14 protein-coding genes are annotated in these 15,590 nt (G+C 40.2%); 4 read left to right on the forward strand and 10 right to left on the reverse strand.

Annotated elements, in window-relative coordinates; all coding sequences use genetic code 11:
* Window position 1 precedes the first annotated feature (1 nt).
* On the reverse strand, window positions 2–751 hold the full coding sequence (locus BVH04_RS21855) for a segregation and condensation protein A (RefSeq protein ID WP_086543587.1): 750 nt from the start codon (window positions 749–751) through the stop codon (window positions 2–4).
* 177 nt (window positions 752–928) lie between these two features.
* Here BVH04_RS21855 and dxs point away from each other — a divergent pair, with 177 nt between their 5' ends.
* Together dxs and BVH04_RS21865 are read left to right on the forward strand one after the other, a co-directional pair.
* A complete protein-coding gene (gene dxs, locus BVH04_RS21860) occupies window positions 929–2,845 on the forward strand; it encodes a 1-deoxy-D-xylulose-5-phosphate synthase (protein WP_086543588.1) in 1,917 nt (638 codons plus the stop codon).
* Between the two features lie 4 nt (window positions 2,846–2,849).
* A complete protein-coding gene (locus BVH04_RS21865) occupies window positions 2,850–3,620 on the forward strand; it encodes an alpha/beta fold hydrolase (protein ID WP_086543589.1) in 771 nt (256 codons plus the stop codon).
* On the opposite strand, the gene BVH04_RS21870 is transcribed toward BVH04_RS21865, so the two are convergent.
* The 7 genes from BVH04_RS21870 to BVH04_RS21900 all read right to left on the reverse strand — a co-directional run bounded on the left by BVH04_RS21870 (window position 3,610) and on the right by BVH04_RS21900 (window position 7,873).
* On the reverse strand, window positions 3,610–3,996 hold the full coding sequence (locus tag BVH04_RS21870) for a HEPN domain-containing protein (RefSeq protein ID WP_086543590.1): 387 nt from the start codon (window positions 3,994–3,996) through the stop codon (window positions 3,610–3,612). The genes BVH04_RS21865 and BVH04_RS21870 overlap by 11 nt on opposite strands.
* A complete protein-coding gene (locus tag BVH04_RS21875; protein WP_086543591.1) occupies window positions 3,993–4,313 on the reverse strand; it encodes a nucleotidyltransferase domain-containing protein in 321 nt (106 codons plus the stop codon). The genes BVH04_RS21870 and BVH04_RS21875 overlap by 4 nt, the downstream gene beginning before the upstream one ends.
* Window positions 4,314–4,388: 75 nt before the next feature.
* Window positions 4,389–4,667 (reverse strand): DUF2442 domain-containing protein, encoded by a 279-nt coding sequence (locus BVH04_RS21880; RefSeq protein WP_086543592.1) that lies wholly within the window; start codon window positions 4,665–4,667, stop codon window positions 4,389–4,391.
* A gap of 92 nt (window positions 4,668–4,759) precedes the next feature.
* A complete protein-coding gene (locus BVH04_RS21885; protein WP_086543593.1) occupies window positions 4,760–5,539 on the reverse strand; it encodes a hypothetical protein in 780 nt (259 codons plus the stop codon).
* A 36-nt stretch (window positions 5,540–5,575) separates the two neighbouring features.
* Window positions 5,576–6,058: a GAF domain-containing protein gene (locus tag BVH04_RS21890; RefSeq protein ID WP_086543594.1), complete on the reverse strand. Its 483-nt coding sequence runs from the start codon at window positions 6,056–6,058 to the stop codon at window positions 5,576–5,578.
* A complete protein-coding gene (gene ribD / locus BVH04_RS21895) occupies window positions 6,051–7,076 on the reverse strand; it encodes a bifunctional diaminohydroxyphosphoribosylaminopyrimidine deaminase/5-amino-6-(5-phosphoribosylamino)uracil reductase RibD (protein ID WP_169714482.1) in 1,026 nt (341 codons plus the stop codon). Before ribD ends, BVH04_RS21890 begins: the two co-directional genes overlap by 8 nt.
* Complete coding sequence (locus tag BVH04_RS21900; RefSeq protein ID WP_169714483.1) at window positions 7,076–7,873, reverse strand: DUF4382 domain-containing protein; 798 nt, start codon at window positions 7,871–7,873, stop codon at window positions 7,076–7,078. Before BVH04_RS21900 ends, ribD begins: the two co-directional genes overlap by 1 nt.
* Window positions 7,874–8,010: 137 nt before the next feature.
* On the opposite strand from BVH04_RS21900, the gene dgt reads away from it, so the two are divergent.
* The gene (gene dgt / locus BVH04_RS21905; RefSeq protein WP_086543605.1) at window positions 8,011–9,357 is read left to right on the forward strand and encodes a dGTP triphosphohydrolase; all 1,347 of its coding nucleotides are present in this window, start codon (window positions 8,011–8,013) and stop codon (window positions 9,355–9,357) included.
* Between the two features lie 101 nt (window positions 9,358–9,458).
* Here dgt and BVH04_RS21910 read toward each other — a convergent pair whose 3' ends face one another.
* Window positions 9,459–9,695 (reverse strand): VOC family protein, encoded by a 237-nt coding sequence (locus BVH04_RS21910; protein WP_086543596.1) that lies wholly within the window; start codon window positions 9,693–9,695, stop codon window positions 9,459–9,461.
* Window positions 9,696–9,940: 245 nt separating this feature from the next.
* Here BVH04_RS21910 and BVH04_RS21915 point away from each other — a divergent pair, with 245 nt between their 5' ends.
* Window positions 9,941–12,949: an AsmA-like C-terminal region-containing protein gene (locus BVH04_RS21915; RefSeq protein WP_086543597.1), complete on the forward strand. Its 3,009-nt coding sequence runs from the start codon at window positions 9,941–9,943 to the stop codon at window positions 12,947–12,949.
* 126 nt (window positions 12,950–13,075) lie between these two features.
* On the opposite strand, the gene BVH04_RS21920 is transcribed toward BVH04_RS21915, so the two are convergent.
* Entirely contained in the window at window positions 13,076–15,493 is a 2,418-nt protein-coding gene (locus BVH04_RS21920; RefSeq protein ID WP_116116542.1) for a poly(ethylene terephthalate) hydrolase family protein, read from the reverse strand.
* Window positions 15,494–15,590 lie beyond the last annotated feature (97 nt).

Here is a 15,590-nt window from a genome sequence, read left to right on the forward strand (position 1 = left end):
GCTAGACAGCAACTATTGGCTCAGTCTTTTCCACCCAAAAGTTATTGAAACCATCTCCTATGACGATGGTAACCAAGGAAAGTTGAAGTAATTCTAAAATTGCTAGAAAGGTATAAATCACAAAAATTTTATCGGGTTTGTAGCTGATGAATTCAGCGAATGGTACTTTTTTCTTAAAACTGATTTTCTCCAAGACGAAGTCTTTTTGCTGGGCAATAGTATATGGATACTGGATTACGGTGTGTTTTGTTTCATCCACACGTGATGCCATTTTGGCCATAGTCCGCTGGAAAACTTTCAGCAGTTTATACAAATCCATATCCTGCATTTCCGCATCCACATCATCTACTTTGCTAAGTACTTTCAATTCCGCCTCGATATTTCCTCGCTTTTGCTTTGACATCTCTTCTGCTTCCATGGAGGAAAGCTCCTCGATGACAGACTTGTACTTTTTGTATTCCAGTAGATTCCTGATCAATTCCTCGCGAGGATCTATCTCCTCGCCAGCTTCATTAAGATCTGGTCTTGGCAAAAGCATTCGAGATTTAATCTTCATCAGCGTAGCTGCAAAGAGAATAAAATCACTGGCGAGTTCCATTTCCAATTGCTCCATCTGATGCACATAATCTAGGAAGTCATTGGTAATCTTGGAAATAGGAATGTCATAAATATCCAGTTCATCACGCTCGATGAAGAAGAGCATCAGGTCAAAAGGACCTTCGAAGAGTGGTATTTTGATTTCGAAACTCAATGGATATCTAAATTATTGGTTAATTTTGCCACCTTGTAGCCAAAGATATTCAATTAAGCTAAATTAATTGAAAACGGCAGGAGAAAGAGGCAATCGCCTTTTGACCAAATTACTTGATCGGAAAAACAAAGGAGCATAGTTGTTGTTATTCTACTTTGACCACATTACCGCTGTAAAATGCTGATTGAACCAGGAGAATTATTAGCCCAAATAAATAGCCCCGCTGACCTTAAAAAGTTTCCGAAGGAAAAACTAGTACAAATCTGCGATGAACTTCGACAGTTCATTATTGATAATGTATCTGTTTACGGAGGACATTTTAGCGCTAGTCTTGGAGTAGTTGAGCTTACAGTTGCCCTTCATTATGTACTTAATACCCCAGAAGATCAGTTAGTCTGGGATGTAGGGCATCAGGCTTATGGCCATAAAATTCTGACAGAAAGAAGAGAACGGTTTCATACCAACCGTCTTTACGGTGGCCTTTCAGGTTTCCCTAAAAGAAAAGAAAGCGAATACGATACATTTGGAGTAGGTCATTCCAGCACATCTATTTCTGCTGCATTGGGAATGGCCGTAGCTTCGCAATACAGAGGACTTACTAAAAAGCAGCACGTAGCTGTGATCGGTGATGGATCCATGACTGGTGGAATGGCGTTCGAAGCCATGAACCATGCAGGAGTGGCAGACACAAACTTGTTGATCATCCTGAATGATAATTGCATGGCAATCGATCCAAATGTCGGTGCGCTGAAAGATTATTTAACAGATATCACTACCTCAAAAACCTACAACAAAGCAAAGGATGAGGTTTGGAAGATTTTAGGCAAACTGAGCAAGTTTGGAACAAGCGCTCAGGATGTAATTTCCAAAGTAGAAGGGGGAATCAAATCCACTTTACTTCATCAAAGCAATCTATTCGAATCATTAAATCTCCGATACTTCGGTCCGGTTGACGGCCATGATGTCAATCATCTGGCAGAAGTGCTGAAAGATCTGAAAGACATTCCAGGACCAAAAATCCTTCATTGTGTCACGATGAAAGGGAAAGGATATGGCCCTGCAGAAAAAGGTAATCAAACGACTTGGCATGCGCCGGGGGCATTTGATAAAGTAACTGGGGAAATATATAAAACGACTCCCACTACTCCACAAGCTCCAAAATATCAGGACGTTTTTGGACATACCTTGGTGGAATTGGCTGAGCTAGACGATAGAATCATGGGCGTGACTCCAGCGATGCCTTCTGGTTCGTCTATGAATATTATGATGAAAGCGATGCCAAATCGGGCATTTGATGTGGGAATTGCCGAGCAACATGCCGTGACTTTCTCCGCTGGATTGGCTACACAAGGACTCGTTCCTTTCTGCAATATCTATTCTACTTTCATGCAGCGTGCATACGATCAGGTCGTACATGATGTGTGTTTACAAAATCTACCCGTTGTATTTTGTTTAGATAGAGCGGGATTTGCTGGCGCTGATGGACCTACACACCACGGTGCTTATGATATCGCATACTTCCGTTGTATTCCCAACCTAGTGGTGTCAGCACCTATGAATGAGGAAGAGCTGCGAAACATGATGTATTCGGCTTCGATTCACAATGGTCCATATTCTATCCGATATCCAAGAGGTAAAGGTGTGATGCCAGAGTGGAAAACGCCGTTTGAGAAGATTCCATTAGGCCAAGGTAGAATCGTAAAAGAAGGCGAAGAGATCGCAATCCTAACGATTGGACACATTGGAAACTATGCGGTAGAAGCCTGCGAAAAACTTGAAAAAGAGGGTTTAAATCCAGCACAATACGATATGCGATTCGTGAAACCTCTAGATGCAGAGCTACTTCATGAGATTTTTGGCAAATTCAAAAAGGTAATCACGGTAGAGGATGGTTGCCTGATGGGCGGATTTGGTTCGGCTGTGATCGAGTGGATGATAGATCATGGGTATCAATCTCAAGTGAAGCGTCTGGGTATTCCTGACGATATCATTGAGCATGGAGAACAGGATGAGCTGCATAGAGAATGCGGTTTTGATCCAGAAGGTATAGCTGAAGCCGTTAGAGAAATGGCTGAAGTTTCCAAAACAGTTTAAACAAATGTCTGCTATTCATTTTTTTGAAAAAGGTAAAGGTCAGCCTGTTGTACTGATTCATGGTTTCTGTGAAATTGGGGAGATGTGGAGGGGTTTTGCGGAAGTTTTATCTACTGATTTTAGAGTGATTTGTCCAGACCTTCCAGGTTGTGGCGGATCTCCTATTAGTTCAAATTCTATTTCGCTAGAGGAAGTTGCTATTCTCTTGGAAGAGTGGATGGAAGAAAATAATATCCAAGATCCTATCGTCATTGGCCATTCCCTTGGTGGATATGTCACGCTAGCTTTGCTAGAACTCATGGGGTCTAAACTCAAAGCAGTAGGACTATTTCATTCCACTGCTTTTGCGGATGACGAAGAAAAAAAGGGAATGCGAGATCGCACTGTTATTTTTCTGAAAAAGCACGGTGTAAATACCTTCGTAACTTCTTTTGTTCCACCACTTTTTCCTGAGGAAAGAAGAGATGAATTAGCTAATGAAATCAATCAAGCTATAGCCCAGGCAAAGAATTGTAGCTTAGATGGATTAATCGCATTCACCAAGGCGATGCGAGATCGCAAGGATCGATTTGAGGTGTTAGAGAATTTCTCAGGGCTAAAATTGATGATCGCTGGCACACTAGATGGCGCGGTAAAAATCGATGCTAGTCGAAAGCATAAATCAGCAATCACCGACTACTTCGAACTTGAAGACACAGGTCACGTCGGAATGATCGAACGAAAAGAGGAGACTTTGAAAATGGTGAGGGAGTTTTGTGAGCGAATTATCCAATAACTTTTTCTACTTCAGAAATTAAGGCTTTCACTTTTTCTATATATGGAAATACGGTCTCTCTATCAAAGTCAAATAGGTCATCGTAGTCGCCTTTTTGCCTCCAAGTGAAAAGTTGAGAATATATTTTTCCATGCTCCTTATCGATTATCCCTGTTTTTATAAATAGGGCAGAAAACACGGTTTTTACACCATTGTGAGTGTAGGAATCTTGATTTTTTAGGATGATTAATGCTGATACTGCGTAGAAAGCAGCATAATAAAGTCTATTAATTGCCGAATTCCACTTATTGTTTTCCGCAAGAAGTAACGCATCATCAAAAGTTTCGCGAGAACGGGCTAAGCGGTATTTAACAAGGTCGGATTTAGATGCACTCATTTTATTCGAATTGCTCCCTTTGCTATTCTCTTAAATAAAGGCGTAAAGGATCGCGTCTTATCCCAGACACTTTTAGAATATATTATAGGTGAGATAACTGCACCTGTGCGAAGTTCCAGCTCATAAAAATCATCCATTATTTCGAGTTCTTTTTCTAAAGGAACAATGTCAGAATCGAACAACAAAAGTATATCCCAATCTGAGAGGCTTTTAGCAGAACCATCAGTCTGAGAACCGAAAAGGTACAGTTCTGAATCGGGATACTTAGCTGTAGCTAAGTCCACAATTCCTTTTACAATTTTATCTTTATCAGACATATACAAAAATAGTAGAAATTGTGGGGATTGAGTAATTCCTTAATAAGTGAAGGAAACTTTGAAAGGGTTTCCAGACTAAATTTCTCCCTTTCGCAAACTGGAAATAGGGAAAATCAAGTCGTAATTGTTCCAGTTAATATTTCCATCAATCACCTCAAAGTCAGCAAAAAGTTTTTGATCCAAATATTTTTTAATCTCAGGATGTGATGACTTTTCAAGAAACCCCTGAAAATCTACAACGCTCTCCACTCTATCAGAAAATATGATCTTGATTCTAAATTCGCCCAAATATTCAGCAGAATCTACTGACAACAACTCTTGTAAATCTTCGCTATAATTAACTGTTACCTTCATTTGATTAACTTTGGTGTTTTTTCAAGCGGGCCTTGAATTCGCTCAGATCACCTCAAATAGAACTAAGAGAGGAACGGATAAAAGCTTGACTATTATTTATTTCTTTGATTCATGTATTCGGTAAAATTCCAGCCAACCATTATCCTATTCTCTGCTTTTGTTCTTTCAGGATTCTGCTCGATAAATTCATCATAATAATACCCTTCACATTCAACAGTCTTATAATAATAGTTCAACAATTCTATTAGCGATTCTTTGTCGAATAGTCCATCAGTTCCCATCTCTTCTGGAATTTTACTTTGAAGTATCGGCTGGATTATCAAAAGGGATTGTAGATCCAATTTAAACATTCCAATGTCATTAGAATGGAAGTTCAATATTTCAGACGAATCGCCATCTTTCATCATTTGGACTTTAACAGAAAAACCGCCAGTTGAAAAGGTTCTTAAATTTTGCCATCCTTTACAGATGTTGAAAGAATCTATTCTAATTTTTTCTTCTTCTATTTTGAATGTAGTTTTATACGATGAGTTTGGTAAGCCTAAATTGGAAATATCAACACCCAACTCATCCAACAAAAATTCAGATTTTTTTGTCGATACCCAATTGTTGAACTTTTCAAGTTGTTGGGATTCGATTACAATTGGTTCTTGAAGTTTAACTTTCTTTTTTTTCTTGTATTGGTTTGTGTAATAATCGGCACTGAGAGATTTAGAGCCTTCTGAAACAAAGGCAATTTCGAAAACCTGAGGACCATACTTGGTCGGTGGCTCATCTGAGAGCATAACCTGAACGAAAATTGATTCGATATCCTGGCCAAAAACTAATAGTGGAAAAGATATGAAAAGCAGTATTATCAAAGTCTTATTCATATAGAATTATAGCTATCTATCAGATATCAAACAAAATCAAAGCTGACTCCCCAACACCCCCATCAACCTCTCCAAATACTCCTGATCCACGGCATCAAAATCATCCAATTGATCGGAATCCACATCGAGTACCATGGCGACTTGTTCCCCTCTAAAAACAGGGACTACAATCTCAGACTTGGAAGCAGAACTGCAGGCGATATGACCTGGGAAAGCATCCACATCAGGAACCAACATAGTTTTGCCTTCTTGGCAAGCCGTACCGCAAACGCCTTTTCCCAAAGAAATCCTAGTGCAAGCAATCGGTCCCTGAAAAGGACCAAGTACTAACTGATTCTCTTTGACCAGATAAAACCCAACCCAAAAGAAGTCAAAAGCCTCTTTTAGCGCCGCGGAAATATTGGCAAGATTTGCATAAAGGTCAGGTTCGCCAGAGATCAAGGCTTCGATTTGCGGCAAAATTGCTCCGTATTTTTCGGCTTTTGTAGCCAACTCAGGAATGTATAGATTTTCAGACATGATGATAAATTCTTAAGGTATCTTCCAAGATTTCTATTGTCTCGGAAACAGGGGTAGGAGGAACAGGAGCTGCTATTCCGCTACCAAATTTGTTACTGCTTGTAAACACACGCGCTTCGTCCCATAGTTCGGATGCCAAAAATTTATTCAATGAATAACTCCCTCCTTCGATAATTACACTTTGAATGTTTCGCTTGTAAAGATCTTCCAAAATATCCCTAATCTGAAAATTAGGGATCAATTTGACATATTCAAGCGTTCCTCTCACTTCAGCTTTCTGTGTATTATAGCAAATCGTAGGCACTGCTTCATCAAACAGTTTGAGTGAATTGGGAAGCTCCAACTTGCTATCAATAACCAATCTGAGTGGGTTTTTGCCGACCCAATCTCTTACATTCAAAGCTGGATCATCGTATTTGGCAGTGTTTTTTCCCACCATTATCGCATCTTCTTCAGCTCTCCATTTGTGGACTAGTTGACGGCTGGAAGCATTGGTGATCCACTTGGAAGAAAAGTCCTCTCTAGCCACAAAGCCATCCAGCGTCTGCGCCCATTTCAAAATGACATAAGGTCGCTTCTTTTCGATCTGGGTGAAAAAGCGTTTGTTTTGAATCCGAGCTTTTTGTTCTAAAAGACCTGTTTCCACTTCAATACCCGCATCCTTCAGAATCTGAATCCCTTTTCCTCCTACTAATGGATTGGTGTCAAAAGCAGCAATTACTACCTTCTTGACCTTTTTCTCTACCAACAAATTAGCACAAGGGGGTGTTTTGCCGAAGTGAGAACAAGGTTCCAACGTCACATAAACGGTGGCTTCAGCCAGTAATTCTTGGTTTTTCACAGCATTGACTGCATTGACTTCTGCATGTGCTTTGCCGTATTCCTGGTGGTAGCCTTCGCCAATAATCCTGTCCTGATGAACGATCACGCAACCCACCATGGGATTTGGACTTACTTTTCCCCTACCAAACTCAGCCAGTTCAAGGGATCTTAGCATGTATAGCTCGTCGGAAATCATCAAGGCTTTTTCTTAAATGTGATTTGCTTGAGAACAGAAACCTCTCGCGCAACAACGTCTATATCGAAGATAGTGTCTAGGTAAAGATCGTCCTTGGCATCGAAGTAAATGCGGTAGGATCCTTCCGGAGCTTGGAAATTAAAATTCCCGGAAGCATCTACATGAGTGGAAACGCTGTCCTTTCCATCGCTTAAATAGATGGCAGGGTAAAGTGCCAAAGGTTTTAGAATGCCACTAATTTGACCTGTACCAGTTCCTTTAATCAGAGTAAAAAATGGATCCAAATTATAAGTAAGCGGAGATTCGGAAACTTGCTTGATTGACTTTTCAAGATCTAAATCCAATATAATATCGTAGGATATCCCTTGCTCGATATCTATCGACGTGGTCAAATTAATTTCATTAAACGTTGGATCAGAAAGCGCCAAAACATAATTTTTCTCATCCAAAAACATAGAGTGATTGTCACCCAAGATGATTTTGGCACTGATAATCTGCCCGGTAGGTAATTCGTTTCTACCTAAAAGCAATTGATTCCCACCAACCAATTCACTCACTTTTACGCGCTTATCCCCAGATTTATATTCTAAGAAAAAAGTCTGGCTCTGCGTCTCTCTGCCCTCTACCAAAACTTCGATATCCACTCCTTCAATCTCTACGAAAACAGAATCCCATTTGGCAGGGCTGTCCACCAAAATGAGATTTAAAAGTGCCTTTGGACTAGAATCCGGATCTTCACAGGATGAGAAGATTAACACACAGATAATGGGAATTAGATAAAAATGCAGTTTTTTCACAGGGTAAATTTAGTCCAAATCTTTTCAAACCGGGAAATCAAGTAAATCTACATAGGATTCGAAAAACGCACCCTTTAAGTTGTCAAAAATCTCAAATACTAACTGATTGTCTGAATAGCTTCCTATTTTTGGGCATGATGAAATGGGAACGCCTTTTATCCCGAGGCAGATTTGGGGACAGTCCGGGGTTTATACCTACACAAGTGGCTAGAAGTGAGTTTGAAGTAGATTACGATCGAATTATTTTTTCTTCACCCTTTCGAAATCTTCAGGATAAAACGCAGGTATTCCCATTGCCCGAGCAGGCTTTCGTGCATACACGACTTACGCATAGCCTGGAAGTTTCCAGTGTGGGAAGATCTCTGGGGAAATCAGCTGGGGAAATGCTCCTAGAAAAATATCCACAGCTGACCAAAACTGGTATTACGCCATTTGAAATAGGGGCAATTGTGGCTGCTGCAGCTTTGACGCATGATATAGGAAATCCACCTTTTGGTCACGCAGGAGAGGAGGCAATTTCTGATTTCTTCAAATTCCACCCTGCGGGAAAATGCTGGGAGTCTCACGTACGTACAGAACAACTAGCTGATTTGCAAAATTTCGAAGGAAATGCTCAAGGCTTTAGAATGCTCGTTTCCAAGCAATTTGGGCTGAAACTCACCTATGCTACTTTGGCTGCATTTACCAAATATCCTCGTCCAAGCATGATTGCACAGCGGGATATCGCCCGTAGAAGTCAGAAAAAATACGGCTTCTTTATAAATCAAATAGCAGATTTCGAGCAAATGGGTGCAGTCTTGGGGATGGAAAAATCCAGCCCAGAATGCTGGTTCAGACATCCGCTGGCATTCCTGGTAGAAGCCGCTGACGATATTTGCTACTCTATCATCGATCTGGAAGATGGCTGCACGCTTGGTTTGGTAGGTTTTGAGGAAACGGTGAAGCTTCTTGCTCCAATTTTGAAGGATAAGTTTGATCCGAAAAAACTGAAAGAACCTAGAACTGAAGCGCAAAACCTTGGTGCTCTCCGTGCCTTAGCCATCGGAGAATTAATCGGTGAATGTGTGGATGTATTCGCAAACTATGAGGAAAGTATGTGTAAAGGGAATTTTGACAAAGCCCTTACTGATATCATTCCTTCTGCCAAAGCCTTACAGAAAATCACCGACGTTTCCATTCAAAAAATCTACAGGTCTAAGATTGTTTTGGAGAAAGAAGCCGCTGGATTCCAGGTCCTGGAAGGCTTGTTGGAAGTATTTTCCAAAGCACTTTATCACCAGTTTTATGATCCGGAGAAATTCTCTGGTCAGGACAAAAGCATACTTCGTTTGTTGCCCGAGGATTTCCCGCTGAAGGGTTGGGGAGCGGAAGTCAATCCGTATCCGTTGCTTCGAAGTTTGGTGGATTTTATTTCAGGAATGACAGATAAATATGCGCTAAATCTCTATCGCAGGGTCAAAGGAATCTCTTTCCCAGGATCTTAAATTACAGAAGTGATCCACCAAGTATTCCCGAATGGATCTTTAACCCCTCCACTTCGTCCATACGGCTGATTTGAGACCTCTACAACCTTCTCAGATCCTAACTACATTGCATTCGCGAAAGCTGCATCTGCATCTTTGACATATACAAAAAGTCCAGCGTTCTGCGGGTCATAATCGGCAGTAGCTTCAGCTATCATCAGAGTGCTATCTCCGATTTTGATCTCCGCATGCATAATTATATTCTCGTCTCGCATCTCTTTCAATGCTACTTTTGCATCAAAAACTTCCTCAGCAAACTTGATAAAAGAGGCAGCATCTTTAAGAATCAAATAGGGCATGACAGCCTGATAATTTTCCGGAACCTGAAGTTCATTGTTGATAGCTTCTTGATATTATGGTCTTTCTAAAAACACATTCCTCTTGAAAATAGATCAAAGGAAATTCCACCAAACTAAATCAAATACCAAAGCGGCTTAAATCTTGTTACTATTTAGGCTCTAATTGGTAACCAATACGTACCTAAGTCTGTCTGGAAACTATATATTCCAAGCTAATTTACTTATCCGCTTAATAAAACCCATATATGAAAAAGACCCTGATCATCATTCTAGGTGTATTTATATTTCTGATAGCTGCCGCAGTGGCTGTTCCGTTTCTCTTTAAGGACAAAATCGCTGCAAGGATTGACAAAGAAATTGCCCAATCTGTGAATGCCAAGGTTATTTACGACGTAGATAATGTGAGCTTAAGCCTCTTCAGAAGGTTCCCCAATGTCTCTGCCAGAATCAAGGATTTTGATATTGTGGGAAATGCTCCATTTGAAAACGACACCCTGGTTTCTCTTCAGGAGCTAGCTATAGATTTCAACCTTAAATCTGTCCTTTTTGATGATTATCCAACTTTGACTGGAGTGCATTTGAATGGTGGAAACGTTTATATCAAAGTCTTGGAAGATGGTACAGCCAACTATGACATCACTTTTCCTTCAGAAGAGGTAGCCGAAGACTCCACTGAGAGCAATTTTCAAATCGGTGTCGATGAGATGGAAATCAGCAATTTAAATGTCGTTTACGACGATAGACAACTTAATTATTTCATGGCTTTGGGAGGAGTAAATGCCAAAGGATCCGGTGAATTCACTGCAGATGTCTATGATCTTCCGATCGAAATGGATGCTTTGATCGCAGACATTACATATGATGACATCAGCTACATTTCCAACAAAACTTTCAAGGGAGAAACACTCCTAAACATTGATATGGAGAACATGAAATTCACGTTGGGAGAAGGTAATTTCCAGTTGAATGACTTTCTTTTTAATCTAAATGGATACCTCGCAATGCCAGGCGACGACATGGAGATGGATTTCAACATCGAAGGAATAAACAATGAATTCAAAAGTATTTTGTCGTTGGTTCCGGGGATTTATTCAGAGAGTTTTTCCAGTTTGAAAACTTCCGGGACGATGGATTTTACTGGAAAAATTAAGGGTATATACAATGACGATAAAATTCCGTCTTTTGATATTTCCTTGAAAGTGGCGGATGGGATGTTCCAATATCCTGATCTGCCAAGACCTGTGAAAAACGTAAACATTGACCTGCAAGTCAAAAACGATACGGACAACATAGATAATACTTCCGTCTCCATACCCACCTTCAATCTAGACTTTGGTAGCAATCCGATCTCAGGAAAATTGTACCTATCTGACTTGGTCAACTACACGATTGATGCAGCGCTGAAAGGAAAATTGGATCTGGAAGAATTGACCTCTATTTTCCCAATTGAAGGAATAGCATTGAAGGGAAATCTGAACGTGGATGCCACTGCTAAAGGTAGATATGATTCCGTTGCAGGTATTATTCCTGCAATTGACGCTAAATTACTTTTGGCTAATGGCTATGTGAAAAGCTCGGAATACCCAGCGCCAATAGAAAAATTAAACGTCAACGCATCAGTCCAAAACCCTAGTGGCAGTATGACGGATTTTCTTGTAGACCTGAGCCAGTTTGGTTTCGAACTTGAAGGTGAAGCTATCAACGGTAACATGAAAATCCGAGATTTTGAAAAGCTAATCTGGGATGGAGAAATCAAAGGCGGAGTGGATTTGAAAAAGATTCTGGCCATTTTCCCAATGAATGATATGACTATGGAAGGCCGCATACAAGCTGATATCAACACCAAAGGATCATATGCAGCTGTGGAAGCCAAGCAGTACAACCAACTGGAAACTCGCGGATCTATGGATATCAGCAATTTCAAGTATTCTTCCACAGATATCCCACAAGGAATTCAGATCGCAAAAGCCAAAGCGGAATTCACTCCAGAGCGAATTAATCTGACAGAGTTCGACTCTAAAATCGGTGAAAGTCCACTTCAAGCCACAGGCTCACTTTCCAATTACATGGAATATTTCTTGGGTGAAAATGGCACGCTGAAAGGACAACTGACCATGAACAGCACTAGGTTTAATGTGAATGAATGGATGAGTGAAGATGCATCCGCTGATACGACAAGTACGGAGCTTTCGGTCATTGAGCTTCCAAAAAACATTGATTTCAACATGTCTGTTGCGGCAAATGAAGTTTTGTATGATAATTTGAATCTCAAGGAAGTGAAAGGAAATATGTCCTTAAAAGATGGTGTGTTGAGCTTTTCCGATGCATCTATGAAAACCATGGGAGGCATGATCGCATTAGACGGAAAATATGATCCTAGTGATCTGACTGCTCCAGCATTCAACTTCAATTTGAATATTGCTGAGCTTAGCATTTCTGAGGCTTTTAAATCTTTCAATACTATAAAAGCTTTTGCTCCGATTGCACAGAATCTAACAGGTAAATTCAATTCCAATCTTAATTTCTCAGGAAAACTCGGTCAGGATATGATGCCTTTACTTGCTAGTCTAGATGGTAAAGGTTTGCTAAAAGTAGCCGAGACAGCCTTGAAAGACAGCAAAATCCTCGAAGGAATCACCAGCCTGACCAAACTCAAAGACGTCAATACGCTTCAATTGAAAAATGTTTCCATTCCGATTACTATTGAAAATGGAGTGATGGACGTTAAGCCGTTTGATGTGAAACTTTGGGATTACCAAGCCAATATCCAAGGAACCGCTGGTTTTGATGGCTCGATTAATTACCTGATAAATATGCTGGTTCCTGCTGGAAAGTTTGGTGCTCAGGCAAATTCCCTTTTGGCCAGCATCACTGGGACGGAGATGGATGAGAACAGCACAATTCCGCTTGCATTGAATCTTTCTGGAACTTATAACTCACCGAAAATATCCCTTGCCGGTGGTAGTAGCATAGAGTCTTTGCTGGCAAATGCACTAAAAGCGAGAGTAAGTGGGGAAGCACAAGGGCTACAAACAAAGGCAACGGAGCAGTTTAACGCAGCTCAAGACAGCATGAAGCAAGTACTTAAGGCAAAATCTGAGATTGCTCAGGACAGCGCAAAGAAGCAACTTGAGAAGCAAGTGGACGTCGCCAAGGACAAAGCTGTGGATGAGGCAAAGAAGCTGCTAAAAGGGTTTTTTCCTAAAAGTACCCCTGTAGCAAAACCTGATACTACAACTGTGAATAAAGACTAGTCTTTGTGAGGCTGGGCGTCCGCCTCTTCCGTAAGATAGGAAGTCAAAGCCTTCTTATTCCTAAGAGAATTATCCTCAAATTCCTTTCAGCCTGGAAGCGTGCGATCGGACAGACACAGCATTCAGCTATTTATTGAATTCACGGCCAAAACCGATGTTGTCCACAACCACTACGCCTGAAGGACTTTGGTCGAAGACAAACTTTATGGTTTTGATCTGTGTAGGTTGAAAGCTTGAATTTTGTTTTGCAAGTTTCCCCAAATTAAATGAGAAAGTCTGGAAGACAGTTTCTGACTGACTGTCACCTATAATGAAATCGGATTTCCAGATAGTAACTGATATTTGCCGTTGCAAAGGAGAAAATTCGCTTAGTAAAAATTCGATGGATTGACCAGCCGAATCCACCAAATGAATGGTGAAATCCAAGGGTTTTTCTGCTTTCTTTTCTTCCGATTCATCCTCTTTCTTTTTTTTACTATTTAAAGTTTCTTCCGTAGAGTTTGCCTTATCTGTTTCTACGTTTTCTTCTTTGTTATTTTTATTAGGTTCGTTAATCCATTTACCAGAAGATTTAGGATTGGAACCTTCGGTTGATTCTGCCATCGAGAACATCAAAACACTTGCTGAATCAAGCTGGAAAGCCGTAGTATCGAAGTTCAAACTGTAGCTGGCAATTAATGAATCTGACACAAAATCTATTGCTTTTTCATCCTTCAAACTATCCTCCAATTCATAATTCCAACCCAAATAAGCTGCGCGTGATCCTTTCTTACCCCATTTCAATTGGATTTCTGATTCTCTCCACACGCTCAGGTTGTCAGATTGTATACTTCCCGAATCAGTAGAAGTGGTACTCACATCGAAGTCTTCGTCAAAGTTTGCTATTGTTTTCAGATTTGAATCCTCAAACTGACTTAGGTAGATGGTCTCTGGTAACCAATTTCCCCCTTTTCTGGCATCGATAAATAGTGGCAAATATTCCTTTTTGTTTAGTAAAGTAGCTTCCAGAAACGCTGAAATATAGACTTTGGCAATCTCTTGCTGGGTGGAATCTGTCAGCTGTTGTTGGAGATTTAATAAACCCGTAAAAGGATTTCCGGTGTCATTTTTTCCCCAAGAAGTATTGAATTGTCCATGATTGGCTCCATAGACGTAAAGTCCGGACTTGAAATGATAGCTTGAATCCTGAAAACTGATTCGCTCATATTGCATTGATCCCAAGTAGGAAGACACATCTGCATCCTGAGCTCCATGGATCACAAAGTAATTAATGTCTTTAAGCTTTGTTCTCGTGTCACCTGGCTCATATTGTCCATCTACTGGAGCTATGGCTATAATTGACTTAATATTGAAATGATATCCCAGTTTGACATTGGCATCATCTGGATAGTATTCCAATTCATTAAGCATTGCGGCATGGGCTACAGCTTCTCCGCCACGTGAATGGCCAATCAGCGCAATCTTCGTAGTATCTATTTTTTTATAAAAAGGATGATCTGATTTAGAATTCCATTTGTGCCATACTTTAAGATGTTCTAATAACAACCAACCTCTAGCGTCGTTCTCTTTTTCCAACCTTCCCTTAATATCCGTCCAAGAACTGTTGATAAAATTCTCGTCAACCGATGCTAATATCATCCCCCTGGAAGCAAGCAACTCGCCCAAATAATCGTAACCAAGATCTGAATAATCTTGCATGCTGTGGTTACCGTGGACTATAAGCACCAGAGGAAACGGCCCTTGTCCTTGGGGATACCAAACGCGCCCGTTAATAGGCAGAGATTTATCATCAAAACCCCAGTATTTCTCCCTCCACCAACCAGAAAACCCTTTCCAATTATCCAAAAAAGCTACTCCATTGACTGAATCTGTTATAAAATTATAGGTAACCTTATCTGCAAATTCGGGTCGATGTTTATCCTTTCCACTACCATAAGTAAACTTTTTAACGACGTATCGGCCAGGTTCTGCAGGTGATTTCCCAAGGATCGCAGCTATTTTATAAGTAGAAAGTAGCGCCGCATTTTCAATGGGATCTACATCCAAACCCGTTAGCGAATAAAAATAAACCGATGCTCCCAATCCGATAAGTCCAATAAACAACCCGAATATTACAATTACTTTTTTGGGAATCTTCAAGGCAGAAAAACGAGATTTTATGAAAATATAATAAGCTGCTCCCAGTAAGGATGAGATTAAAATAAGTCCAGCAACGAGAACAAGTTGTTCATTAACAATCAAAAACAATAAAGGCCCAGACATAATTAATGCAACCCTATAGATCCTTGGAATAAAAGAAATTTCCTTGATCAACCATGACCCAAGTAGTCCAAGTAAAACGGCAACAATTATAATAACCAGCCCGAAAAGTAAATACCAAGGATCCCCTATTTCAAAAGTGAATAATATGGAATTCATAAGTACCAAGGAGACCGTAAGAAAAATTAAACCTATTGCCGCTCCTTTTACGGCAGATTTACCAGGCGCAATTAGTAAAAATTTTGACTTAATCCATAAAATTGTATTTCTAATCCTTTTTTTCATGTTTAAAATGCAATTCCATCAAATTTATGCTAAGCTAAATTAATCCAGCTTAATAATAGAACCGTCTATACTCTTTTTTTTTATTCTGTATGTACGC

The sequence above is a fragment of the Algoriphagus antarcticus genome (assembly GCF_002150685.1).
Classification (GTDB): domain Bacteria; phylum Bacteroidota; class Bacteroidia; order Cytophagales; family Cyclobacteriaceae; genus Algoriphagus; species Algoriphagus antarcticus.